This window comes from Duganella qianjiadongensis, from assembly GCF_009857915.1.
In the GTDB taxonomy this organism is placed as follows: Bacteria; Pseudomonadota; Gammaproteobacteria; order Burkholderiales; family Burkholderiaceae_D; genus Rugamonas; species Rugamonas qianjiadongensis.
This window is the reverse complement of sequence record NZ_WWCM01000002.1, coordinates 551,432-575,554: the sequence shown is the minus strand read 5'-3', so window position 1 is coordinate 575,554 and position 24,123 is coordinate 551,432. Positions and strand designations below refer to the sequence as shown.

General features: G+C 61.3%; 22 protein-coding genes and 1 tRNA gene. 15 read left to right on the top strand and 8 right to left on the bottom strand.

The genetic code is table 11. The annotated features are described in order from the left end of the window. Positions 1-2: 2 nt before the first annotated feature. Together GTP27_RS05365 and GTP27_RS05360 are read right to left on the bottom strand one after the other, a co-directional pair. Complete coding sequence (locus tag GTP27_RS05365; RefSeq protein WP_161038122.1) at positions 3-1,217, bottom strand: efflux RND transporter periplasmic adaptor subunit; 1,215 nt, start codon at positions 1,215-1,217, stop codon at positions 3-5. A gap of 219 nt (positions 1,218-1,436) precedes the next feature. Next, the gene (locus tag GTP27_RS05360; protein ID WP_161038121.1) at positions 1,437-2,390 is read right to left on the bottom strand and encodes an endonuclease/exonuclease/phosphatase family protein; all 954 of its coding nucleotides are present in this window, start codon (positions 2,388-2,390) and stop codon (positions 1,437-1,439) included. A 49-nt stretch (positions 2,391-2,439) separates the two neighbouring features. Between GTP27_RS05360 and ybaK the strand changes: the two genes are divergently transcribed. Further along, positions 2,440-2,931 carry a Cys-tRNA(Pro) deacylase gene (gene ybaK, locus GTP27_RS05355; RefSeq protein WP_161038120.1) on the top strand — a complete coding sequence of 164 codons (492 nt, stop codon included), beginning with the start codon at positions 2,440-2,442 and terminating at the stop codon, positions 2,929-2,931. Positions 2,932-2,989: 58 nt separating this feature from the next. Here the strand turns inward: ybaK and GTP27_RS05350 are convergent, their stop codons facing one another. Genes GTP27_RS05350 through GTP27_RS05335 form a run of 4 tightly spaced genes read right to left on the bottom strand, consistent with a single transcriptional unit; the run spans position 2,990 to position 6,895 of the window. Beyond that, positions 2,990-4,516 carry a methyl-accepting chemotaxis protein gene (locus GTP27_RS05350; RefSeq protein ID WP_161038119.1) on the bottom strand — a complete coding sequence of 509 codons (1,527 nt, stop codon included), beginning with the start codon at positions 4,514-4,516 and terminating at the stop codon, positions 2,990-2,992. A gap of 2 nt (positions 4,517-4,518) precedes the next feature. Beyond that, positions 4,519-5,100, bottom strand: a complete 582-nt coding sequence (locus GTP27_RS05345; RefSeq protein ID WP_161038118.1) for an SCO family protein — start codon at positions 5,098-5,100, stop codon at positions 4,519-4,521. A 3-nt stretch (positions 5,101-5,103) separates the two neighbouring features. Further along, positions 5,104-5,508: a phosphate ABC transporter substrate-binding protein gene (locus tag GTP27_RS05340; protein WP_161038117.1), complete on the bottom strand. Its 405-nt coding sequence runs from the start codon at positions 5,506-5,508 to the stop codon at positions 5,104-5,106. Positions 5,509-5,518: 10 nt separating this feature from the next. After that, positions 5,519-6,895, bottom strand: coding sequence for a porin family protein (locus tag GTP27_RS05335; protein ID WP_161038116.1), 1,377 nt, complete (start codon positions 6,893-6,895; stop codon positions 5,519-5,521). A 294-nt stretch (positions 6,896-7,189) separates the two neighbouring features. On the opposite strand from GTP27_RS05335, the gene plsY reads away from it, so the two are divergent. From plsY to GTP27_RS23575, 5 genes are all read left to right on the top strand, one after another. Continuing rightward, positions 7,190-7,810 (top strand): glycerol-3-phosphate 1-O-acyltransferase PlsY, encoded by a 621-nt coding sequence (gene plsY / locus GTP27_RS05330; RefSeq protein WP_161038115.1) that lies wholly within the window; start codon positions 7,190-7,192, stop codon positions 7,808-7,810. A gap of 89 nt (positions 7,811-7,899) precedes the next feature. After that, positions 7,900-8,547: a DsbA family oxidoreductase gene (locus tag GTP27_RS05325; RefSeq protein ID WP_161038114.1), complete on the top strand. Its 648-nt coding sequence runs from the start codon at positions 7,900-7,902 to the stop codon at positions 8,545-8,547. Between the two features lie 99 nt (positions 8,548-8,646). After that, the gene (locus tag GTP27_RS05320; RefSeq protein ID WP_161038113.1) at positions 8,647-9,696 is read left to right on the top strand and encodes a sensor domain-containing diguanylate cyclase; all 1,050 of its coding nucleotides are present in this window, start codon (positions 8,647-8,649) and stop codon (positions 9,694-9,696) included. After that, complete coding sequence (locus GTP27_RS05315) at positions 9,689-10,936, top strand: metal-dependent hydrolase (protein WP_161038112.1); 1,248 nt, start codon at positions 9,689-9,691, stop codon at positions 10,934-10,936. Before GTP27_RS05320 ends, GTP27_RS05315 begins: the two co-directional genes overlap by 8 nt. A 208-nt stretch (positions 10,937-11,144) precedes the next feature. Further along, on the top strand, positions 11,145-11,321 hold the full coding sequence (locus GTP27_RS23575) for a hypothetical protein (protein WP_202416554.1): 177 nt from the start codon (positions 11,145-11,147) through the stop codon (positions 11,319-11,321). A 21-nt stretch (positions 11,322-11,342) separates the two neighbouring features. Here the strand turns inward: GTP27_RS23575 and tsaD are convergent, their stop codons facing one another. Continuing rightward, positions 11,343-12,383, bottom strand: coding sequence for a tRNA (adenosine(37)-N6)-threonylcarbamoyltransferase complex transferase subunit TsaD (gene tsaD, locus GTP27_RS05310; protein ID WP_161038111.1), 1,041 nt, complete (start codon positions 12,381-12,383; stop codon positions 11,343-11,345). 154 nt (positions 12,384-12,537) lie between these two features. Next, positions 12,538-13,596, bottom strand: coding sequence for a 3-deoxy-7-phosphoheptulonate synthase (locus GTP27_RS05305; protein ID WP_161038110.1), 1,059 nt, complete (start codon positions 13,594-13,596; stop codon positions 12,538-12,540). Between the two features lie 74 nt (positions 13,597-13,670). On the opposite strand from GTP27_RS05305, the gene ybiB reads away from it, so the two are divergent. The 9 genes from ybiB to GTP27_RS05260 all read left to right on the top strand — a co-directional run bounded on the left by ybiB (position 13,671) and on the right by GTP27_RS05260 (position 24,090). Continuing rightward, positions 13,671-14,672 (top strand): DNA-binding protein YbiB, encoded by a 1,002-nt coding sequence (ybiB, locus tag GTP27_RS05300; protein ID WP_161038109.1) that lies wholly within the window; start codon positions 13,671-13,673, stop codon positions 14,670-14,672. 78 nt (positions 14,673-14,750) lie between these two features. Then, on the top strand, positions 14,751-15,965 hold the full coding sequence (locus GTP27_RS05295; protein ID WP_161038108.1) for a BaiN/RdsA family NAD(P)/FAD-dependent oxidoreductase: 1,215 nt from the start codon (positions 14,751-14,753) through the stop codon (positions 15,963-15,965). 133 nt (positions 15,966-16,098) lie between these two features. Further along, positions 16,099-16,698, top strand: a complete 600-nt coding sequence (locus GTP27_RS05290; protein ID WP_161038216.1) for an FxDxF family PEP-CTERM protein — start codon at positions 16,099-16,101, stop codon at positions 16,696-16,698. Between the two features lie 128 nt (positions 16,699-16,826). Beyond that, entirely contained in the window at positions 16,827-17,039 is a 213-nt protein-coding gene (rpsU, locus tag GTP27_RS05285; protein WP_008451879.1) for a 30S ribosomal protein S21, read from the top strand. A gap of 129 nt (positions 17,040-17,168) precedes the next feature. Then, positions 17,169-17,618 carry a GatB/YqeY domain-containing protein gene (locus tag GTP27_RS05280; protein WP_161038107.1) on the top strand — a complete coding sequence of 150 codons (450 nt, stop codon included), beginning with the start codon at positions 17,169-17,171 and terminating at the stop codon, positions 17,616-17,618. Between the two features lie 117 nt (positions 17,619-17,735). Continuing rightward, the gene (gene dnaG, locus GTP27_RS05275; protein ID WP_161038106.1) at positions 17,736-19,532 is read left to right on the top strand and encodes a DNA primase; all 1,797 of its coding nucleotides are present in this window, start codon (positions 17,736-17,738) and stop codon (positions 19,530-19,532) included. Between the two features lie 496 nt (positions 19,533-20,028). Then, on the top strand, positions 20,029-22,278 hold the full coding sequence (rpoD, locus tag GTP27_RS05270) for an RNA polymerase sigma factor RpoD (protein WP_161038105.1): 2,250 nt from the start codon (positions 20,029-20,031) through the stop codon (positions 22,276-22,278). A gap of 91 nt (positions 22,279-22,369) precedes the next feature. Beyond that, positions 22,370-22,446 (top strand) — tRNA-Ile (locus GTP27_RS05265). Positions 22,447-22,695: 249 nt separating this feature from the next. Further along, positions 22,696-24,090: a hypothetical protein gene (locus GTP27_RS05260; protein ID WP_161038104.1), complete on the top strand. Its 1,395-nt coding sequence runs from the start codon at positions 22,696-22,698 to the stop codon at positions 24,088-24,090. The last annotated feature ends 33 nt before the right edge of the window (positions 24,091-24,123 follow it).

Sequence of the window (24,123 nt, the reverse complement as noted above, 5' to 3'; positions counted from 1 at the left end):
GATCAGCCTTTCTGGCCGGCTGCGGCGCTGGCCTGACGGCTGCTATCCTGCGCGGCGGCAGGCAGCTTGACCTGGGTGCCCGGCTTGACGGCATCGAGCCTGGCGACGATGACGTTGGCGCCGGCCTGCAGGCCAGCGCGCACTTCCACCAGCCCTTCGTCCTCGTTGCGCAGGCCCAGTTTGACGGGCTGGGCTACCACTTTGCCGGCCACGATCTGGTACACCACCGGCTGGTTCTGGTCGCCGCGCAGAGCCGTCAGCGGAATGATGGGAGCAACGGCGGAACGGTCGGTGACGATGCTGCCTTTGGCGAACATGCCGGCGCGCAGCGCGCTGTCTTCATTGCGCACGGCAATGTACACCAGCATGGCGCGCGAACCGGCTTCCGTGGCCGGATTGATGCGGCTGACCTTGCCGGCGAAGTCGCGCCCCTGGAAACCATCGACCTTGAATTTGACTTCCTGGCCGATTTTTACGCGCGGGATTTCGGCGGCCGGCACCTGGGCTTCCAGCGTCAGTTCGGACAGATTGACAATGCTGAACACGGGCATATCGGGCGCCAGTTTTTCACCGGCCTGCACGTGGCGCTTGCTGATCACGCCGCTGATAGGGGCGCGGATCACGCCGTCGTTGAGGGCGATACGGGCGATTTCCACCATGGCCGCCGCGGATTTGACGTTGGCGCGGGCCAGATCGACGCTGTTCTGGGTCGCATCGTAGGCGGTCTGGGAAATGAATTTCTGCTTGAGCAGAGCCTGGCTATTGTTCTCGTTCTTGCTGGCCAGCGACAACTTGGCCTGCGCTTCATCGAGCGCAGCCTGCTGCTGTTGCAGACGGGCGCGCAGGTCGGCCTGATCGATGCGGGCCAGTACCTGACCGGCCGTGACGCTCATGCCCTCCTGCACGGTAGTGGCTTCCACCACGCCCGAGACCTTGGATTTGATGGTGGCCGAGCTGAGCGGCGCCAGCGAGCCGGACAGGGGCAGCTTGACGTCCAGCGCGCGCGCATCGACGGCGGTGATGTCGGTGCCGGCCAGTTCCAGCACTTCGGGGGCCTTGTCTTTGGCAGCGGCCGTAGCAGGTGGTGCCGCCTTGTTCTGCATCACGCTCCAGCCCCCGCCTGCGGCGGCCAGCACGACGAGGATGGCCACCGGCTTGCGCCAGCGGCGGCTGGAACGGGTGGCGTGCTGGCTTGGGGGCAGGGTCTCTAGTTTCATTTGTGGTTATCCTTGATAGGCCGCAATCGGCATGGAGCAATGGGCGGCATGGCGCATGTTGCCACTGTATGAAATTACCAGGCCACTGACCAGTCCCGTGCGACAGGCGGTGCGAATTTCGCGCTGAACTGCTAAATCAGGGGGGCGAAAGTGGCAATGTTGCCGCTGGAATGGCGCCGCCGGCGCTGAAGTGAGGCAAACGGGCCGTGCCGCCGCAGCCTAGTCTAGTTGCACTTGTACCAATACCTGGCCGTGATCGGAAGCGCAGGGACTTGCCTCGGGCAAGTGCTCGCTGAAATAGCGCACCGACCTCACCCGTCCCAGCGCTTGCGGCGAGGCGGGATGGAAGTGCTCCGACACCAGCACGTGATCGATGGTCATGCGGTGTTCTTCATGCAGGATGGTGTAGCCGTGCGCCGAGCTGGTGGGATCCTGCTGGATGCGGCGGCTATCGTAATAGCGGCCTGCCGTCTCGCTGCCGCCTTCGCCCATGATGATGGAGGTGGTGACGGCATCGACGCTATCGTTGAAGTCACCGAGCACGATGCGGGGGCGGGGCGCCTCGCGGTTAAGCTGGCACAGCAGCGAACGCAGCGCTACGGCTTCCGTGCCGCGCCGGATCAGCGAGCGCAGCTGGGCTTGCGCGTGGCACATGGGGTTGTCGTGGGCTACTTCGCCGTCGTAGTCGGGGCGTTTGGATTTCAGGTGCAGCACGATGACGTCGAGCTGGCGCTGGTGCTCCAGCTGCAGCGTCACACGCAGCAGGGCGCGGGCATAACGCAGGGCGTCGCGGCTGCCGGCCGGCAGCGTGACGCCGGCCGGAAAATCGGTATGGATGGCGGCCGGTGCGGCCAGTGGCAGGCGCGAGATCAGCGCCACCTGCGGCATCTGGCGCGGCTGTCCTGTGACGGGGTCGGGCGCGGTGCTGACGCCTGCCAGCACGGCATTGCGATAGCCTACGCTAGCGGCCATGACGTCGCGCAAGGTCTGCAGGCTGAATACTTCCTGCAGACCGATCACGTCGGCATCGAGACGGTCGAGCTGCTGCGCCGTCCATTGCACTTTGGCGGCATAGGCGTCGGGGGTGAGGGGGGGCAGATTGTCATACAGTTGCTCGCCGGGCAGGGAAAGATTGCATACATTGAAAGTGGCAAAACGGATTTCCTGCGGCATAATGACAGCCTCCTCTGCTAAACCCCGATAGACAGGCAGCGTATCACGCATGGCAAAAAAAGAGCATATCTCCGAGACGCCCGCCACGCAGTTTTTGCGTAAGCACGGCGTTTCCTTTACCGAACACCCGTACGACTACGAAGAACACGGCGGCACCAGTGTGTCCGCCCGTGAACTGGGCGTGGATGAGCACGCGGTCGTCAAAACCCTGATCATGGAGGACGAGGCGGCCAAGCCGCTGGTGGTGCTGATGCATGGCGACTGCAAGGTCTCGACCAAGAATCTGGCGCGCCAGATCGGCTGCAAGAAGGTTGATCCGTGCAAGCCGGAAGTAGCCAACCGCCACACCGGCTTTCTGGTCGGCGGCACCAGCCCCTTCGGCACGCGCAAGCAGATGCCCATCTACGTGGAAAAGACCATCCTCGATCTGCCGCAGATCTATATCAATGGCGGACGCCGCGGTTTTCTGGTCAGTATCGCGCCGCAGGAACTGCTGCGCGTGCTCAATGCCCGGGCGGTGGAAGTGGCGCTGCCGGACTAAGCCGGCAACTCAGTTAGCTAACTAAGTTGGCTGACTGAGTGAGCAACTGAGTGTGCAACTAAGCGGCTAGCCGGCGTGCCGGTGGAATATTGCGGGTCTGCACGCCTGCGCTCTGATGCTTGAGGTTGAACACGCTGACCACCTTCACCAGAGTCTGCGCCTGCTGGCTCATGCTGGTCGCGGCGGCGGCAGCCTGCTCCACCAGTGCCGCATTCTGCTGGGTGCTGCCATCGACGCTGGCAATGTTTTCGCTCACATGTTCGATCCCGGCACGCTGGGTATGGCTGGCGGCTGTGATGCGGTCCATGATAGTAGCCAGTTCATCGATGTTGCTGAGGATGTCGCGCATATGGCTGCCGGCATGGCCGACCAGTTCGTTACCGCTGTTGACCTTGTCGACCGAATCATTGATCAGGTCCTTGATTTCCTTGGCTGCCGTGGCGCTGCGCTGGGCCAGATTGCGCACCTCGGTCGCTACCACTGCAAAACCCCGCCCCTGCTCGCCGGCACGGGCCGCTTCCACTGCCGCGTTGAGTGCCAGAATATTGGTCTGGAAAGCGATGCCGTCGATCACGGCAATGATGTCGACGATTTTTTTCGACGAAGTGGCGATGGCGCCCATGGTGTCCACTACCTGTTCGACGATGTTGCCCCCTTCGGCTGCCACGCGCGACGCTTGCTGCGCTAGTTGGTTGGCGTGGACGGCATCGTCCACGTTCTGCGCTACGGTGGTGGTCAGGTTGCCCATCGAGCTAGCCGTCTGTACCAGCGCATGGGCCTGATGTTCGGTGCGCACTGACAGGTCCTGATTACCGCTGGCGATCTCGCTCGAGGCCATGGCGATGGTGTCGGCGCCTTCGCGCACGCGGGTGACCACGGCGATCAGGGCATCGTTCATTTCCATCAGCGCCTGCTGCAGTTCGCCGATTTCATCGTGGCGCATGGCGATGCTTCCGGCACCGGACAGATCGCCCGCTGCGACACGCTTGGCGGCATGCACGGCCCACAGCACGGGCGCGAGGATGCCGTGGATCAGGCTACGGATCATGTAAGCCAGCAAGCCGATGGTAATCACGGCGGCAATACCGATCACGCGGTTCCTAGTTTTGGCATGGCTGGCATCCTGCTCGACCATGTCTTCCAGCGTATGTTCGGTATCGGCATTGAGCTGTTCCAGCCCTTTTTTGATGGTGTTGAGGTCATCCCGCAGCGGCATGACGGCCGCGATGCCGGCATCGCGGCTCAGGCTCTGCGACACCCGACCCAATGTGGTGGCGAGTGCTTCCAGCGTGGGCGTGGAGGCACTGCTGCGCAGTTTTTCCACTTCCGCACGGGTGGCGGCCAGCAGCGTCAGGCTCTTGTCACTGAGTTTGCCGGTGTCCACGGCATCGCTTACGCCATTGAGGAAATCCTTGTAGTCCGAGGTGGCCTGCAGGCCGATGTGGTAGGTATTCAATGCACCTTTGACGCGCTGCGGCAGATCGCTCACGGAAGTGACCAGATAGAGCAGCAGGGCGGCTAGCGGAATCACGGCAAGGCCGAATTCCAGATACATTTTCTGTTTGAGTTTCAGACGGGCGAACATGCTTACTCCAGAGTTTTGGTGGCGGGCGTAGCCAGTACGCCCTGTAGAAATGCGGGAATGCTGTCGTCGTAGTGGCGCATGGTGCGCACGATGTTGCCGTTGGCATCGAGCAGGGCGATGCCGAAGTCATGCAGCACATGGTCGTGGTAGCGCCATACGGTAATGCCGAGCGCGGCGGCCAGCGCGCGGGTGTCGGCCACGGAGCCGGACAGCACGTTCCAGTTGGGGCGCTGCAGCTTGCGGGTTTTGCGTAATTCGCGCCAGTCGGCCGGCGTATCCTGTTCCGGATCCAGGCTGACGATGACGAACTGCAGTTCGGTCTTGTGGCGGTCGGCCAGCACCTGCATCTGTTCCATGGCGTAGATACTGCTGGAACAGATTTTCTTGCAGGCGCCGTAGGCCAGCGTCAGTACCACCGGCTTGCCCTGATACTGGCTCAGCTTCAGGCTCTGGCCGTCCGTATCCACCCAGCGGTAGGGCATCTGGTACAGCAGCCCGACGGCCTGCGCAGCGAGTGCGCAGGCGCCCAGCACGGCGCCCGCCAGCCAGTGGCGCCAGTCGGTGCGGCGGGGCAATGCTGTCACGGCTTAGAACTTCTTGACGACTTTGACGTCGGCTGGTGCTTTGCTGACGTAGCCTACTGCGCCGGGCGTGCTCTTCACTGCAGCGATCACTTCGGCGTCGGTGGCTTTTACGGCTGGCGGATTGAGGCCTTCGCGGAAGCCTTTCTTGGTCCAGATCGAGGAATACTTGGCGCTATCGACCTGCACCACCTTGTCGAGAAAGTCTTTCTGCAGCGCGGCGTTATCGAAGATCACCAGCTTGGTGCCGCCTTCGATCTGCTTTTCACCGATGTAGGCGTCGCGGATGTCGCCGGCCGGCATGTTCAGGCTGCTGTGGCTGATCACGATCACATCGCCGGCCATGGCCAGCGCCGGCAGGCTCAGAGCGAGCGCCAGCAGGGTGCGGGATAGTTGGGAAAATACGGTCATGGCGGGCTCCTTAGAAACGAATCGCGACTTGGGCGCGCGCTTCGTGGTACTGGAATTCGCCAGCCGGCTGAAGTTCCTTGGTACGGTTCATCTCGAGTTTGAGGGCAGTGGTGTTGGTCAGGTTGTACTTGGCGCCGAACACCTGACGCTGGTAGGAGCGGCCATTGATATTACCGAGGAAGTAGTTGTCGGCCTGATCGAGCACCGCTTTTTCCAGACGGACGAACGGCGTCCAGACGGGGTTGATGGCATAGCCGAGGTGGGCAAAGCCGGCCCAGCTGCTATGCTTGCCCGTGTTGCCGGACAGGTCCTGATTGCGGAAGCGGTAGTACTCGCTGATGATTTCCCAGTTGTCACGGTCGACGGCAACAAAAGCGCCCGTCATGTTCAGGCGGGTCTTGTTGGCCGTGTTTTCTTCGTCCACCTGCTGGCGCAGGGCATTCAGGCCTACCGTCACGCCGTCGAGCACGCCGCCGAAGGTGTAGCGCACATTGGCACCCACTGCCTTGTTATTGTTGTCGTCCTTGCCGGCGTTGTAGTCCAGCGTCTTGTCGCCCGTGTCGCCGGCCAGGCGGCTGCCGTTGCCGACAAACGCTTCGTAGTTCAGGCGGCCGCCGTCGATGCGGGTGGTGCCCGTAGCCATGGCGCCCACCGTGTGCGAAGGCAGGATGCCGCCCTGATCTTCGAAGGCGATCAGACGCGGACGGGCGATCGATGGCGAAATCTGGGCGCCGTGGTGGAAGGCCGTGTTCCAGTAGCCGTACGGGGTGTGGAAGCGGCCAGCCCACAGGGTCAGCTCGTCGCTGAAGGTATAGCCCATCTGCAGGCGTTCGACGTCGGTGCCGACGGAATTGCCTTTTTCATCGTATTCGAAGGCCAGCTCGATGATGGTTTTGACGCGGTCGCCCAGATCCGGCGTCAGGTAGAGGTCGAAGTTACCGAGCACGAAGCCGGATTTGCGCTTGTCCAGCGGCTTGCTGGCATAGGCATAGCCGACGTCGGCAAAGCCGTGTACGGGCAGGCCCATTTCGCGCCGTTTGGCCGAGGTGTCGGCCACCTGTACCAGATTGCTTTCCACCTGTTCGATACGGGCCTGCTGGGCCACCAGTGTTTCACTGGCGGCGCGCGCGCTGGCAGTCGCTTCGGCGGCAGCGGCCTGGGCTTTGCTGGCGCTGGCGCTGGCTGGTGCGGCGCCAGCTTCCACCTGCTGCAGGCGGTTGCTCAGCTGCTCGATCAGCGCCATGCTCTTTTCCAGTTTCTTTTCCAGTTCGGCGATACGGGCCTGTTCGCTCGTGCCGGCCAGGGCAGCGCCGGAAAAACACAGGCTCACAGCCAGTGCCAGCAGACGTGGGCGCGCGGTAAACGCGTTAAAAGCAATCGATTGCATATTTTTTTCTCTCTTGTAGGGGTAAGACTATTCGACGACCATGAAAAGTGGCCGCACCGGATCTGGGGGTGGTGGAAAACGGGGCCGCGGTGCTTGGGCGGCGCTGGAACAGCGAGGCTGTGGATGCTGGGCGCGGAACGGCATGGGCGCCAGTGATTGATGCACTGTAGCAATTAACTATAGTGCTTGCAAGTAATGTCGTGCAGGCTGGCTCTGGTCGGCGCACGGCGGACAGTGTATATTTTAGCGTTTTGGGCAATTTTTCAGCCCCTGCGGATCTACTTTGAGGAAACAATGAATACAGTTTGGATGACCGTTGCCGCCTATCTGATCGGCTCGATCTCGTTTGCCGTCGTAATGAGTAAAGTGTTCCGGCTGGCCGATCCGCGCACCTATGGTTCGAAAAATCCCGGCGCCACCAATGTGTTGCGAAGTGGTAACAAGGCAGCCGCCATCGCCACCCTGATCGGCGATGGCGCCAAGGGCTGGCTGGCCGTCTGGCTGGCGATTCATTTCCAGAAACAGCTCGATATCGGCGACATGACGATAGCGCTGGTGTCGATCGCCGTATTCCTCGGCCACCTGTGGCCCGTGTTCTTCCGTTTCGTCGGCGGCAAAGGCGTGGCGACGGCGCTGGGTGTGCTGCTGGGGCTGAATCCATGGCTGGGTCTGGCAACGCTGGTGACCTGGCTGGCGGTGGCGTTTGCCTTCCGCTATTCCTCGCTGGCCGCGCTGGTGGCGGCTCTGTTTGCGCCGTTCTACTACGGCCTGCTGTTTGGTGCCGATGCCGAACTGGTGGCTGTGTTCGTGATGAGCGCGCTGCTGGCCTTCCGTCATAGCAAAAACATCAGCAACCTTCTGGCTGGCAAGGAAAGCCGTATCGGCAGCAAGAGCGCCGATGCCAAAAAGAAATAAGCGGCAGGGACAGGCAGGCCTGTCCCTCCCTTGATTTTTCCAGCCTCATCGCCATATGCTGAACTTTCATCCGTTTAGCAAAGGCCGTTATGAGCAAGTCCCTGACCATCGATTTCGTTTCTGATGTTTCCTGCCCGTGGTGCGCGATCGGCCTGAAGTCGCTGGAGCAGGCCCTGCACAATATCGGCGACGAGGCCGAAGTGGCGCTGCATATCCAGCCCTTCGAACTGAACCCGAACATGGGCCCCGAAGGCCAGAATATCGATGAACATCTGAGCGAGAAATATGGCTCGACACCGCAGCAGCAGGAACAGGCGCGGGCCATGATACGCGCGCGCGGGGCCGAAGTCGGCTTCGATTTCGCCATGGGCAAACGCGACCGCATCTACAACACTTTCGACGCGCACCGTCTGCTGCACTGGGCCGAAGGCGAGGGCAAGCAGCTAGCGCTCAAGGGCGAACTGTTCGCCGCCTACTTCACCCGTGGCGAAGACCCTAGTTCGCATGAAGTGCTGCTGCGCGCCGCCGTAGCCGTGGGCCTCGATAAGGACGCGGCGACGGCAGTGCTGTCCTCGCAGCAATTTGCCGACGAGGTGCGCGCGGCCGAACAGTTCTTCCAGCGCCACGGCATCAACTCCGTGCCCGCCGTGATCATCAACCAGCGCCACCTGATCGCCGGTGGCCAGCCGGCCGCCGTGTTCGAAAAAGCCTTGCGCGAAATCATGGCACAAAGCTAAGCCTGTTTCGGCTAAACTGTCTGAATTGCATCTTTGGTGGACGCTGTGCAACGGCGTCCAGTGCTTATTCATCGCAGTTCGTAGCCGTACAGGAAGCCCATGCAGGTCGCTGAAAACGTTACGTCCCTCCCGCTTGCCCGTCCTCAGACGGAGCAGTTCCGTCTGGCTGCCCTGCAGCGCTACCAGATCCTCGACTCCGCCCCCGATGCCGATATCGATTTCCTGACTGCCATGGCGGCCCGCTTGTGCGCGATGCCGCTGGCCTGCGTGGCGCTGGTCGATAGCGAGCGGGTCTGGTTCAAGTCCGGTTACGGCCTGCCCACCCACGCGCTGGAGCGCGACGATAGCTACTGCGCGCTGGCCGTGCTGGGCGATGGCATCACCGAATTCACCGATGTGCAGCAGGATTACCGCACCGCCGGCATGCGCTGGAGCGTGCAGGCGCCGCAGGTGCACCATTACTGTGCGGCGGCGTTGCTGTCGCCTGATGGCTATCCGATCGGCACTCTGGCCGTGCTGAGCGGGCAGCCCGGCCAGCTGAGCGAAGAACAGCGCAGCACGCTGTTGCAGCTGGCGCGGCAGGTCATGGCGATACTGGACCGGAATGCCGCCCAGAACACGCTGGCGCGCGTGCTGCAGGAACGTGAACTGCTGGCCACCACCGACGAGCTCACCGGTTTGCACAACCGCCGTTCGCTGCTGCAGAAGCTGACCTTCGAAGTGGCGCGGGCACGCCGCTTCCGTTCCCACCTGTCCACCCTGATGCTGGAACTGGACCAGCTGGCCGAGCTGCGTGCCGCCTACGGCCCGGCTGCTGCCGAACAGGTGCTGGCCAGCGTAGGCCAGCTGCTGCGCGACAGCGTGCGCGTGATCGACCTGCCCGGCCGCTACAACGATAGCCAGTTCTGCATCCTGCTGCCGAACACGCCGCCCGATGGTGCGCGCATTCTGGCCAATAATCTGCGGCTGAAAATTGCCGCCCAAGTGCACCGGCTGGGCGGGCGCGAGATGCTGCTCAGCGCCAGTGTGGGCGTGGCCGCGCTGGACTTTATGGAGATCAGTGATGGCGACAGCCTGCTGCAACTGGCCGGGCGCATGCTGACGCAAGCCCGCAGTGACAGCGCCGGCAGCCTGGCCGTACATGGATAATCTGACGCACAGCATCATCGGCGCTGCCGTTGGCGTCGTGGTGCAGCGTAGCCTGCCGGCCGAACCCGACAGCGCTGCCCAGCGTCTGCGCCACCGTCTGCTGCTGCTCGCCTGCGTGCTGGCCAGCAATTTTCCTGATCTCGATCTGCTGCTCTCGCCGCTGCTCCAGCAACCGCTCGGCTATCTGCTCCATCATCGGGGATTTACGCACACGGCGTTGCTGGCCATACCGCAAGGTCTGCTGCTAGCCGGCTTGCTCTGGCTGCTGTGGCCGGCCGCACGTACACTGCTGCGTGCCAGCCGCACGGCGCGGCGGGGTCTGGGGCTGGCCATAGGTCTGGGGCTGGCGCTGCATCTGCTGATGGACTACAGCAATTCCTACGGCCTGCATCCGTGGTATCCGTTCGACGCGCGCTGGTTCTACGGCGATATGGTGTTCATCGTCGAACCGCTATTCTGGGTGCTGCTGGGCGTGCCGCTGGCCATGCTGGTACGGCGGCCATGGCTGCGCTACGGCTGGCTGCTGGCGCTGGCCGGCGTGGTGCTGGCGTTTGCCTTCAAGGCTTATCTGCTCTGGCCGGCGCTAGCGGCGCTGGGCCTGCTGGGCGTGGCGGGCGCATGGGTGCAGCGCCGTGCAGGCGAACAGGGCCGCGCCGGTCTGCTGCTGGGGCTGGCGCTGAGCGCAGTTTTTCTGGGGCTGCAGGCTTACACCTCGCAGCTGGGCCGGCAGGCGGTGACGGCGGCCTTGCAGCAGCTGGATCCCAAAGCGCAGGTGCTCGATGTCGCCATGACGGCTTTCCCCAGCATGCCGCTGTGCTGGACTTATGCCAGCGTGGAAAGCAATCCGCGCCAGGGCTATTACCGTTTGCGTCGTGGTGTGCTCAGCCTGTCGCCTGCGCTCGATTGTCCGGCTGCGCTGGTGGGCAGCGAAGCGCGCCAGCCCCTGTCGCCCACGGTGAGCGAATTTGCCCATGTGCTGGCGCCGCTGGCGGCGCTGCAGACGCTGCAGGAACAGAATTGCATGGCAGCAGCATGGCTGCGCTTTGCCCGCCTGCCCGCGCTGGTGCTGGCGACGGGCAGCCTGAGCGACTATCGCTTTGCGGCCACGCCCAAAGGCAATTTCACCGTGCTGGAAACGGCCGGGGCCGGCCAGCCGCCGGGCCAGTGTCCGTCCGGCGTGCCGCAATGGGATTATCCCCGTCAGGATCTGCTGGTGCCGCGCGTGAACGGCATACTTTAGATCTGAAGTTGATTCGCGGAAACCCGCATGACAGGCCGCTTGCACGACTTTGGTGCTGCGGAGAACTGTCGTGGCACGCAGACTGTGGCATGTTCACCACAAAAGTGCTAGAAATTCCTGATCTGAAGCAATTTCAGACAATGTTGTATGGCATGACAATTGCAATGCCTTCTGGAAAGTAAGATTATCTTTCCTTATGGAGGCAGTTATGAATAAGACAATCGAACAAAAAAACCGCGAAGTTTTCCACGAATCCGCCGCCGACGAGCGCCGTTCGCGCAGCGAACGCATCGCCGCGCAGGGTGTGCGTCTGGGCAAGGCCCATTACCTGATCCCGCTGGTGGGGCTGGCCGTGCTGGCCTCGGTGGCCTTCGTGCAGGCCTGAGGCCTGCTACGCAAAGCCGTCCTAGATGACGCGCAATTCTTCCAGCGGCCAGCGCGGCCGCACGTTGAAACTGTAGTCCTTCTTGGCAGCAGCAGGATTGATCTGCAGGCGCATGGCGCCGGCAAATGCGATCATGGCGCCGTTATCGGTGCAGAACTCCAGTTCCGGGTAGTAGACCCTGAACTTCTTTTTGGCCGCCGCCGCGTTGAGCGAGGCGCGCAGCTGGGCGTTCGCGCCTACGCCGCCGGCGATCACCAGCCGCTTCAGGCCCGTGTGGCGCAGCGCGGAGACGCATTTGGCCGTCAGCACATCGACAATTGCATCGACGAAACCACGGGCGATGTTGGCTTTGTCCTGCTCGCAGATATTGGCCACCACCTGCTGTTCGTGGTTTTTGACCACGGTCAGCACGGCCGTTTTCAGGCCGGAGAAGCTGAAGTTGAAATCCTTGCTATGCAGCATGGGGCGCGGCAGCTTGTAGGCGGCCGGATCGCCGAATTCGGCCAGCCGCGAGATCGCCGGTCCGCCCGGATAGCCCAGACCCAGCAGCTTGGCGGATTTGTCGAACGCTTCACCGGCCGCATCGTCCAGCGTCTCGCCGAGCAGGGTGTACTGGCCCACGCCATCGACCCGCATCAGCTGGGTGTGGCCGCCCGATACCAGCAGGGCGATAAACGGAAATTCCGGCGGCTGCGAGGCCAGCAGCGGCGATAGCAGATGGCCTTCCAGATGGTGTACCCCCAGCACCGGCTTGTCCAGCGCCAGCCCCAGACTGCAGGCTAGCGAGGAACCCACCAGCAGGGCGCCGGCCAGACCGGGACCCTGGGTGTAGGCGATGGCATCGATCTGTTCCAGCTGCTTGCCGGCTGTATCCAGCGCCTGGGTCAGCAGGGGCAGGGCGCGCCGGATATGGTCGCGCGAAGCCAGTTCGGGCACCACGCCGCCATATTCTTCATGCATGGCCACTTGCGAATACAGGGCATGCGACAGCAGGCCGTGCTCGCTGTCATACAGCGCCAGGCCAGTTTCGTCACAGGAAGATTCAACGCCGAGAACGATCATAAAATGCAGTCTATGCTAGAGAACAATCCGCCATTGTAATGGAAAGCCGTACGGGCGGCCCCATCCTCCACAGGCGGGGCGCGCCCATAAAAAAGGCACGCAGCCCGCTAGGGGCGCGTGCCTGGCCGTCTGCCGGCCGCTCTGGGCGGCGCGATTACGGACGGGTTTTCAGCTGCTGGTGCGCGTCGCGCAGCATTTTTTCCGTGGTTTCCCAGTCGATGCAGCCGTCCGTTACCGAGCAGCCGTATTTCAGTTCGCTCAGCTCGGCCGGAATCTTCTGGTTGCCGCCGACGATGTTCGATTCGATCATCACCCCCACCAGCGACTGGTTGCCCTGCGCGATCTGGTGGATCACGTCGGCCATTACCAGCGGCTGCAGTTCCGGTTTCTTGTAGCTGTTGGCGTGCGAGCAGTCGACCACCAGATTGGCCGGCAGCTTGGCCTTGTGCAGGGCCTGTTCGGCAATCGCGATGGAGACGGAATCGTAGTTGGGACGGCCATCGCCGCCGCGCAGTACCACGTGGCCATAGGCATTGCCGCGTGTGCGCACGATGGCGACATTGCCCTGCGCATTGATGCCCAGGAAGGAGTGCGGGTGGGCCGAGGACAGGATGGCGTTGATGGCAATGCCGATATCGCCGTCGGTACCGTTCTTGAAGCCCACCGGGGTGGACAGGCCGGACGACATTTCGCGGTGGGTCTGCGATTCCGTGGTGCGCGCGCCGATGGCGGTCCAGGCGATCAGGTCGCCCAGATACTGGGGCGAAATCGGGTCCAGCGCTTCGGTGGCGGTGGGCAGGCCCAGTTCGCACACGTCGAGCAGGAACTGGCGCGCTTTTTCCATGCCCACGTCGACGCGGAAGGAATCGTCCATGTCGGGATCGTTGATATAGCCCTTCCAGCCGGTGGTGGTGCGCGGCTTTTCGAAATACACGCGCATCACCAGCAACATGGTGTCGGCCACTTCTGCCTGCAGCGCCTTGAGGCGGCGCGCATAGTCCAGACCGGCAACGGGATCGTGGATGGAGCAGGGGCCCACTACGACAAACAGGCGTTTGTCCTTGCGGTCGATAATGTTGCGCAGGGCCTCGCGGCCCTTCATCACGGTGTCCGAGGCCGCATCCGACAGTGGCAGCTTGCTATGCAGCGCTTCCGGCGTCGGCATGGGCGCGAACGAGGTGACGTTGATGTTTTCGATATCTGGGGAGATCATGATTCTCTAGCTCGTTTCAATGCGGGGGAGGGATAGTGTAGCCGAAATGGGCCAGACTGGTTTAAGCTGCGCGTATGACGACGACTAATCCCCCTTCCGCCGAGACACTGTTTCCTGCCGCTCCCATCATCAAGGAGATAGGGCGGGGCAAGCATGGCGCGCGCAGCATGGGCCGCGACGATGCCCGCGAACTCTACCGTGCCATGCTGGACGGCCGGGTGGGAGAACTGGAACTGGGCGGCATCCTGCTGGCGCTGCGCATCAAGGGCGAATCCATAGCCGAACTGGCCGGCTTCCTCGATGCGGCTGAAGCCTCGTTCCCGCCTTTGCAGGCGCCGGGCGGGCAATATGCGCCCGTCTGCATTCCCACTTACAACGGTGCGCGCAAGATGGCCAATCTGACGCCGCTGCTGGCCTTGCTGCTGGCGCGCGAAGGCGTGCCCGTGCTGGTGCATGGCGTGCTGCGCGACGCAGGACGGGTGAGTACCGCCGAAGTATTCGAAGCGCTCGGCGTGATGCCCGCAAGCGATAGTGCCGAGGCGGAACAGTCGCTGGCGCAGGGCAAGGTGGCGCTGATCACCATCGATACCCTGGCGCCCAAGCTGGCCTATCTGCTGTCGCTGCGGCGCCGTCTGGGCGTGCGCAACTCCACCCACACGCTGGTGAAAATCATGCAGCCGTTTGCCGGTCCGGCGCTGCGGCTGGTGTCCTACACCCACCCCGAATATCTGGAACTGCTGGGCGAGTACTTCACCGGTTCGGCCCTGCCGGAACGGGGCGATGCTTTCCTGATGCGCGGCACGGAAGGGGAAACCGTGGCCAATGCCAACAAGGCCCAGCAGATCGACTGGTTCCACGGCGGCTTGCGCACTACGCTGGTGCCCAAGCAGACGCTGGTGGGTGAACTGCCCGTGCTGCCGGCCGAGCGCGATGCAGCCACCACGGCGGCGTGGATCCAGGCCGTGCTGGCCGGCGACGTTGCCGTGCCGCCCTCGATCGCCGAGCAGGTGGCGCAGTGTCTGCTGGTATCGCGCACGCTGCAGTCGCGCCAGCGCATCCAGGAACCTATCGTCTAGGACAGTATTGGAACAGCCAGCTTCTGCCGGCCAGGGGTGTGTCTCAAGTACAATATCCCTTTGGACGATAGGATAGTTATGGCTAAGTTTGACGTGGTGGTAATCGGCGCAGGTGCTGCCGGCATGATGTGTGCAGCAACGGCGGCCCAGCGCGGACGGCGCGTGGTGCTGATAGACCACGCCAGCAAACTGGCCGAGAAAATCCGCATTTCCGGCGGCGGGCGTTGCAACTTCACTAATATCAATGCCGCTCCGGCCAACTATCTGTCGGAAAATCCCCATTTCTGCAAAAGCGCGCTGTCGCGCTACACGGCCGCCGATTTCATTGCGCTGGTGAAGAAGCACCGCATCGGCTACCACGAGAAACACCGCGGCCAGCTGTTCTGCGACGACTCGGCGGAACAGATCATCGACATGCTCAAGGACGAGTGCAGCCGTGGCGACGTGCACTGGCGCATGCCTTGCAAGGTGGCAGCGCTGCAGCAGGCACCGGCTGGTCTAGGCGGCTTCGTGCTGCAGACCGATCAGGGGGAGATCGAAGCGGATAGCGTGGTGATCGCCACTGGCGGCCTGTCGATACCGAAAATCGGCGCCACCGACTTCGGCTACCGCATCGCCGAACAGTTCGGCCTGCGCATGGTGGCGCCCCGTCCGGCGCTGGTGCCGCTGACCTTTGATGCGCAAAGCTGGGCGCCATTCGTGGAAATGGCCGGAATTGCGCTCGAAGTCGATGTGGAGACGGGCTCCGTCAAAGGCCGCAATCCTACCGGAGCACGTTTCCGCGAAGACCTGCTGTTCACCCACCGTGGCCTGTCCGGTCCGGCCATCCTGCAGATTTCGTCCTACTGGACGCCGGGCACGCCCATCGTCATCAATCTGCTGCCGGAACTCGATCTGGCCGCCGCGCTGATCGAAGCCAAGGGCACCGTCAGGAAGCAGCTGGGCAATGTGCTGGCGCAGTGGCTGCCGGCGCGGCTGGCCGAAGGCCTGCTGCACGCCCATGGTTTTGCTGGCGATGCCAGACTGGCCGATATGCCGGACGCCCAACTGCGCAAACTCGGTGCTGCCATCAACCAGTGGACGCTCACTCCTAGCGGTTCGGAAGGCTACAAGAAAGCCGAAGTCACGCGTGGCGGAATCGATACACGCGAACTGTCGCAGCAGAGCATGATGGCGACCAAGGTGCCGGGCCTGTATTTCATCGGCGAGACGGTCGATGTGACGGGCTGGCTGGGCGGCTATAACTTCCAGTGGGCCTGGGCTTCCGCAGTGGCGGCGGGTATTTCCGTATAGAAATAATAATTATTTTCTTGACTTCAAGTCCCGAGCATTGCATCATGAATACTTAAGTTGCACTTAAAACACTTGAAGTGTTGTTTTGATAATATCAGGTGGGGTGCAAATATTTAACCCTCGGGACTCCATCATGAAAAAAATCATTATCGCTATCGCCGCAACCCTGCTCAGCACCAGCGCGCTGGCCAATACCGTCAGCCTGCAAAATGCCAGCTTTGAAGTGAACACCGTTGGTAACTGGTATGACTACGGCAATGTGGCCGCCGGCTGGAGTTTTACCGGCGGTGGCGCAGTGTCGCATAACGGCACTCCATGGTATGGCAATACGGCAAGCGGCGATTATTTCGCAGTGCTGCAAAATATCGCATCGATTTCCCAGACTTTCAGCAATAGCTCGGCGGCCAGCTACACCATCACCTTCGATATGGCGCTGCGTCCTTACTACAGCACTGGCCAGGTCGTCAGTGTCAGCCTCGATGGCCACTCGCTGGGCAACTACGATGCGGCTTCGACCGGCTGGAACTCGTTCAGCACCAGCGCCATCACTCTGGCTGCGGGCAGTCATACGCTGACCTTCTCCGGTCTGAATCCGCACAACGCTTACGATACCTCGGCGTTTATTGACAATGTCGGCATGAACGTCGCTGCTGTGCCGGAACCGGAAACCTATGCCATGCTGCTGGCCGGCCTGGGTCTGGTGGCAGGTGCGGCACGTCGCCGCAAGGCCTGATTAGCCTGCTGTCTCGTCACTGTTTTCGCCACGCAGGGCGCAAGGGAAGCCGATTTCGGGCTTCCCTTTTTTCAAAAATAGTGCTACTATCTTCTTCTTCCTATAACCTCTAACGGTTTGAATTTTACATGACCACCATTCGCCTTAAAGAAAACGAGCCGTTCGAAGTCGCAATGCGTCGCTTCAAACGCACCATCGAAAAAACCGGTCTGCTGACCGAACTGCGCGCACGCGAGTTCTACGAAAAGCCAACGGCTGAGCGCAAGCGCAAGCTGGCAGCTGCCGTTAAGCGTCACTACAAACGCATCCGCAGCCAACAGCTGCCGAAAAAACTCTTCTAAGACTGCTCCAAGGAGTCAACCCGGCAGTATGGCGCTTACGCCTCGGGTTGTCTCTTGCGGCATCGAGAGATACCCGCCCCGGTTCGCCGCGGCGGGTTTTCGCATTTTTATTCCTTCTGAAAGAACGCTATGGGCCTGAGAGAACAAATTACCGAAGATATGAAAACCGCGATGCGTGCCAAAGACGCCGGCCGTCTGGCGACCGTGCGTCTGATTCTGGCGGAAATCAAGCGCAAGGAAGTGGACGAGCGTATCGAAGTGAGCGATGAGCAGACCGTGGCCATCGTGGAAAAAATGATCAAGCAGCGCAAGGATTCCATCACCCAGTTCGAGGCCGGTGGCCGTGCCGATCTGGCCGATATCGAAAAAGCCGAACTGGCCGTGCTGCTGGCCTATATGCCGGCCGGCCTGTCGGATGCAGAAGTGGCTGCCGAAGTGGCTGCTGCCGTGGCGGCCTCGGGTGCTGCCGGTCCGCAGGACATGGGCAAGGTGATGGCCATCGTCAAACCCAAGCTGGCTGGCCGTGCCGATATGACGGTGGTGTCGGCACTGGTGAAAAAGGCACTGGCTCCGGCATAATTGCTGCCAGTAAGAGACTGGATGGCGTTATGCTGTCCAGCAGCTGCAGTCTGATCCGGCGCAATACCGGATCGCTGCGGCGGTATAGCCTGATTCACAACAAGACTGTATAGCCCTGTGATCCCACAATCATTTATTGCCGATTTGCTCAACCGGGTCGACATCGTCGACGTGGTGGGCCGTTATGTGCAGCTGAAAAAAGGCGGCGCTAACTACATGGGCCTGTGCCCTTTCCACAGCGAAAAATCCCCCAGTTTTACCGTCAGTCCCACCAAGCAGTTCTACCACTGTTTCGGTTGCGGCGCCCATGGCACGTCGATCGGTTTCATGATCGAATATTCGGGCATGGGCTTCGTCGATGCGGTGAAAGAGCTGGCGCAGAATGTGGGCATGGTGGTGCCCGAGCAGGATGACAAGATCCCGCCGGCCCAGCGCGCCCAGATGGCGGCGCACAGCATGGCGCTGACGGAAGCCATGACCCGTGCCAGCGACTTTTACCGCGCCCAGCTGCGTGGTGCCACCAATGCGATTACCTATCTGAAAGGGCGTGGCCTGACGGGCGAGATTGCCGCCCGTTTCGGGCTAGGCTATGCGCCGCCCGGCTGGGATAATCTGCGCAGCATCTTCCCTGATTACGAAGCCGTGGTGCTGGCCGAAGCGGGGCTGGTGATCGACCGCGTCGACGAGGATGGCGGCAACCGCAAGCGTTATGACCGCTTCCGCGAGCGGGTGATGTTCCCGATTAAGAATACCAAGGGGCAGGTGATCGCTTTCGGCGGACGCGTGCTCGATCAGGGCGAACCGAAATACTTGAATTCCCCCGAAACGCCATTATTTTCCAAGGGTCACGAGCTGTATGGCTTGTTCGAAGCCCGTCAGGCCATCCGCGATGCCGGCTATGTGCTGGTGACGGAAGGCTATATGGATGTGGTGGCGCTGGCGCAGATGGGCTTTCCGCAGGCGGTGGCCACGCTGGGCACGGCGTGTACGCCGTTCCACGTGCAGAAGCTGTTGCGCCAAACCGACAATGTGATCTTCAGCTTCGACGGTGACAAGGCTGGGCGGCGTGCCGCGCGGCGGGCGCTGGAAGCCTGTCTGCCCCATGTGACGGACAACAAGACGATACGCTTCCTGTTCCTGCCCACCGAGCATGATCCGGACAGCTATGTGCGCACTTACGGCAGGGAGGCCTTCGAGCAGGAAATACATGAAGCCATGCCGCTGTCGCAGTTCCTGATCAAGGAAGCGGTGGGCGAGCATGATCTGCAGAGTCCGGAAGGGCGGGCGCGCGTGCAGTTCGACGCCAAGCCCATGCTGCAGGCCATGACGCCGACGGCGCTGCGGCTGCAGATCGTGCGCGGACTGGCCCAGCTGACCCAGACCTCGCCATCCGAGATCGAGGTGCTGTACGAGCTGGCCAAGCCGGTGGCGCTAGCGCGCCAGGCCCCGGCCCGTACGGGGCGGCCGGTGCCGGTGGGGCTGGAATTGCAGATCGTGCGCATCCTGATTGCCCATCCGCCGCTGGCGCAGGAAGTGGACGGGGCGGCGCTGGCGGCCTTCCAGTACTTCGGGGCGGAACCGGCCGAACGGCTGGCCCAGCTGGTGGCGCAAGCGCAGGCACTGGGGCCGCAAGGCAGTTTTGCAGCATTTGCGCAACATCTGAAAGCGCAGGGCGACGAGTACGACAGCATCATTGCCGAAATCGTGCAGGAGCCTGAATCGGAGTTTGATGCCGTGCGGCTATTCTTGCGCGGCGCCATCCGGCAGGTGAAAAATGATGCATTGAAGCAAGAACTCAGCCAGCTGTTTGCCGCCGGCCTGTCGTCCGAGCAGATCGGCGTGCGCTACCGCGAGATTACTGCGCAGCAGGATCAATTGTTGCGCGAAGCGCAGGCAGAAACGGCGAACCGTTGATCTGGCTCAGGTCCGCTACAGTCTGTCTGTGTGGTCTGTAGTAGAGGGCGTAGCATGGTTCCGCCCTCTGGAAATTGAAAAGTGGCGTGCTATAATAAAACGCTAAGTGTTGTAATTTTAGGCATCGTTTTTCAGCTCAGAGTGTGTTTGTTTTCAGTAAGTTAGGCTCTTGATCGACATGGAAGAACGGGTGTCGGCGGCATGGGCCAGCTTGGGTTGTGGCAGCAGGAGTGTTCCTGTTGCAAGAGCAATATGCGGCGCGCGCGAGTGCGCTTCCAACCCGGTCATGGTTTCTTGTCCCCACACACGGTTCCTATGCAGTAGAATTTCTGCCAAGAGTGGCGGAGTTCTAACGCGGTAGATCGTCCTGACCGGATGTAAGTAAGTCGTAGTATTGTCGGACTTGGGTAGTCGGCAAGTCCGCAGACCGAGGTTCGATAGGGCCGCAAGAAACTTTATCCTAAATAAGCAAGTCGTTGTGTAATCGAAAGCGCCTGTGCCAACCAAGAAACCTGAATCCAAAGCGGCTGCAAAGCCGAGCAAAGTGACCGCAAAATCTGCCAAGACGGCGGACAAGTCGGAAACGCGTGTTGCCAGCAAAGTGCCGGCCGTGAGCCAGACCACCGATGCTGCCGCTCTGGCAGCCATTGATACTTCGGGCTACGTGCTGCCGACGGTGAAAGTGCCGGGGCGGCGCGGTCGCAAGCCCAAGGAATTCCAGCCTGAAAACGACGAAGTGGCCGCACTGAATGCGGTCGAGCGCGCCGAGCTGAAGGCGGTGGACAAGGCCAAGGCCAAGGACCGCAAGGCCAAGGAAAAAGCACTGCTCAAGGATGCTTTCTCGTCGGATACGGAAGCGTCGGAAGAAGAACTCGAACGCCGCCGCCAGAAACTCAAGACGCTGATCAAGTTCGGCAAGGAACGCGGTTTCCTCACCTACGCCGAGATCAACGACCACCTGCCTGACAATATCGTCGATCCGGAAGCGATCGAAGGCATTATCGGCACCTTTAACGACATGGGCATCGCCGTCTACGAGCATGCGCCCGATGCCGAAACCCTGTTGCTGTCCGATAACGTTGCCACCGTCACCAGCGACGACGAGGCCGAAGCGGCCGCCGAAGCCGCGCTGTCTACCGTCGATTCCGATTTCGGTCGTACCACCGACCCCGTGCGGATGTATATGCGCGAAATGGGTTCGGTCGAGCTGCTGACGCGCGAAGGCGAGATCGAAATCGCCAAGCGTATCGAAGACGGCCTGAAAGACATGATCCAGGCGATTTCCGCCTGTCCCGTAACGATCGCCGAAATTATCGCTGCTTCCGACCGGATCCGCGCCGAAGAGATCAAGATCGACGAAATCGTTGACGGTCTGGTAGACGAGAGCGAGGAAGCCGCCGCCGCGCCTGCCGCTGCGGCCCCGTCCGAAGACGAGGAAGAAGACGAGGACGAGGAAGAAGAGGAAGAAGAGGAAGAGGAAGAGGCCGGTGGGTCTGCCGCCGGGGCGGCCGGTTACTCGGCGGAACAGCTGGAAGCTCTGAAAGCGGCTGCGCTGGAAAAATTCGATGTCATCTCTCTGAATTTCGACAAGATGCGCCGTGCTTTCGAGAAAGAAGGCTATAACTCGAAAGCCTACGTCAAGGCGCAGGAAGCCATTTCCTACGAGCTGCTGGGCATACGCTTCACCGCCAAAGTGGTGGAGAAGCTGTGCGATACCCTGCGCGGTCAGGTCGATGAAGTGCGCCATATCGAGAAGCAGATTCTGGATGTGGCCGTGAACAAGTGCGGCATGCCGCGCGCCCACTTTATCAAGGTCTTCCCCGGCAATGAAACCAATCTGGACTGGGTCGATGGCGAAGTGGCTGCCGGTCACGCTTATAGCGCGATTCTGGGCCGTAATATCCCGACCATCAAGGAACTGCAGCAGCGTCTGATCGACCTGCAGGCCCGCGTGGTGCTGCCGCTGCCCGATCTGCGCAACATCAACCGCCAGATGGCGGCCGGTGAAATGAAGGCGCGCAAGGCCAAGCGCGAGATGACGGAAGCAAACTTGCGTCTGGTGATCTCGATTGCCAAGAAATACACCAACCGCGGCCTGCAATTCCTTGATCTGATTCAGGAAGGCAATATCGGTCTGATGAAGGCGGTGGACAAGTTCGAATACCGCCGCGGCTATAAATTCTCCACCTATGCCACCTGGTGGATCCGCCAGGCAATTACCCGTTCCATCGCCGATCAAGCCCGCACCATCCGTATTCCCGTGCACATGATCGAAACCATCAACAAGATGAACCGGATTTCGCGCCAGATCCTGCAGGAGACGGGGGCCGAGCCGGATCCGGCCACGCTGGCCATCAAGATGGAGATGCCGGAAGATAAGATCCGCAAGATCATGAAGATCGCCAAAGAGCCGATTTCCATGGAAACGCCTATCGGTGACGATGACGATTCCCATCTGGGCGACTTCATCGAGGATAACAACACGCTGGCGCCGTCCGACGCGGCCCTGCATGCCTCGATGCGCGGTGTGGTCAAGGATGTGCTCGATTCCCTCACGCCACGCGAAGCCAAGGTGCTGCGCATGCGTTTCGGTATCGAAATGTCGACCGACCATACGCTGGAAGAAGTGGGCAAACAGTTTGACGTCACGCGCGAGCGCATCCGTCAGATCGAAGCCAAGGCACTGCGTAAATTGCGTCATCCTAGCCGTTCCGACAAGCTCAAGAGCTTCCTGGAAGGTAACTAGGACTTGACGCTAGGCCCCGCTAGCCAGTATCCTCGCGCATTCGCTTAGCGGATCGTTGCCGATACCCTTAAGGCGTAAGCTTGCAAAGTATGGGCCGTTAGCTCAGTTGGTTAGAGCAGAGGACTCATAATCCTTTGGTCGCAGGTTCAAGTCCTGCACGGCCTACCAATACAAGAAGGAGCCAGACCTAAAGTCTGGCTCCTTTTTTCATTGCTGCGCCGGTCGTGCCGGCCCGGTACAGAACACAATGCGCGGGCGTGTTACTTATGGCAGTAACCATTCTATTCCTCTGCCATGCTGCCCACTATATCTGCGAGTAAGCCCAGCCGTGCTGCGAGTGTCATGCCCGAGCCCAGTCGTTCGTCGTTGTGGCAGCGTGTTACCCTGCCGCTCCGCTCCGGCACGGCACGGCGTCGCGTGATCGAAACCGAGCTACGCTATTTTCGCCACCAGTTAAGCCAGCGCGCCTCCGCAGGCGTCATTGCAGCGGGATCGATGCGCAGACTGGATCAGCTATTGCTGCGTCTGGGCAAGCTTGAAGGGGTGGCGACAGAAGAAATCGTCGCCCAACAACACTTAATACACACGGACGTGCGCAAGGCCTTGTCATGGCAGCCAATTGCCCAGTTGCAAGCACAGCAAGCGCAAGGGCTGAAGCTCGGCAGTGATGCGCCAGCGGGCAAGGCCGCTTCCTCGTCCGGGCTGGCAGGTGGCTTGCGTGAGGATTATGAAAAAGCCATACATCTGGCTCAGGCCCGCCAGGCCACGATAGCTCGCTGGCCGCTGGAGTTTGCAGCGACAGCTGCCGGCAGCGTCGAGCGTCAGCAAATCTTGCGCAAGATTGCCGTATTCATGCGCCAGGTGCCCGTAGCACAGCGTGCTGCGCTGATCGCTACGCTGCAACGCGATATCCCCGAACTCGCCAGCTATCTGGCAAGCGCGACGATTGCGCGCAATGTGCAACTGCATGCCAAAACCAAAGAGCAGGCGCTGCAAGCGGCCCGAGAGAATAAACAGCCGCTGGCCCGCTTAAAGCACGAGGCCACCCGGCAGGTTTATTACTATCCGGTGGCTGCCAATGTGCGTCAGCGCTTCCCCGTCGCCTACGCGCCGCAGACGCCGCCCAAGCAGACCACTCAGGGGGGATGGAAGACCATGGTGGGCAAGGATCAGCACTTTGTCGCACTGCAGCCGCGCACATTGCAAGGGTTCGGCCGTGGCCGGGATAATGCGGACATCTTGCCGTTCGAGACAGTAAGCGTGGATCTGGTGGTGAGTGATCGCCTGATGCTGGCGCACAATGCCGGCACTGACCTTGCGACGCGGATCGGGGCGGGGCAGCAAGTGCCGGTGAGCGCTTTCAAAGCTGCGTTGGCGGATCTGGACGCCATGCACGCCAAGAAAATTTATCTGGTCGATATCAAGACCGCCAATCTGACATTTGATGATCACAAGGTGCGTTTTATCGATGTGGATGGACGCATCAACTGGCATCCCGCCAAGCGCCAGGCATTTGGTTATACGCCCGCGTGGACCACGCCCAAGTTGCATAAGGCTATGCACGACAACCGGCGCATAGCGTTTCAGGCTAGCGATCAATACGCCATGCTGCTAAGCATGATCAGGGCAAGCAGCTTGCTTAAATCGGGGGAGTTGCCACAGCTGCGGCGAGACCGCTGGATAGCCGAGTATGTTCGGCCCGAGTATCGCGACCATGTCAGAAGCTTGCTGAGCGCGCCTATCCGCGTTGTTGAGCAGGCTGAAAAGCAAGGGCAATTATTGCCGGGCTTAGCTACTCTGCTGGCCATCTAGGTCCAGACCCGTCTGCCGATGCCTGTGAGTTTG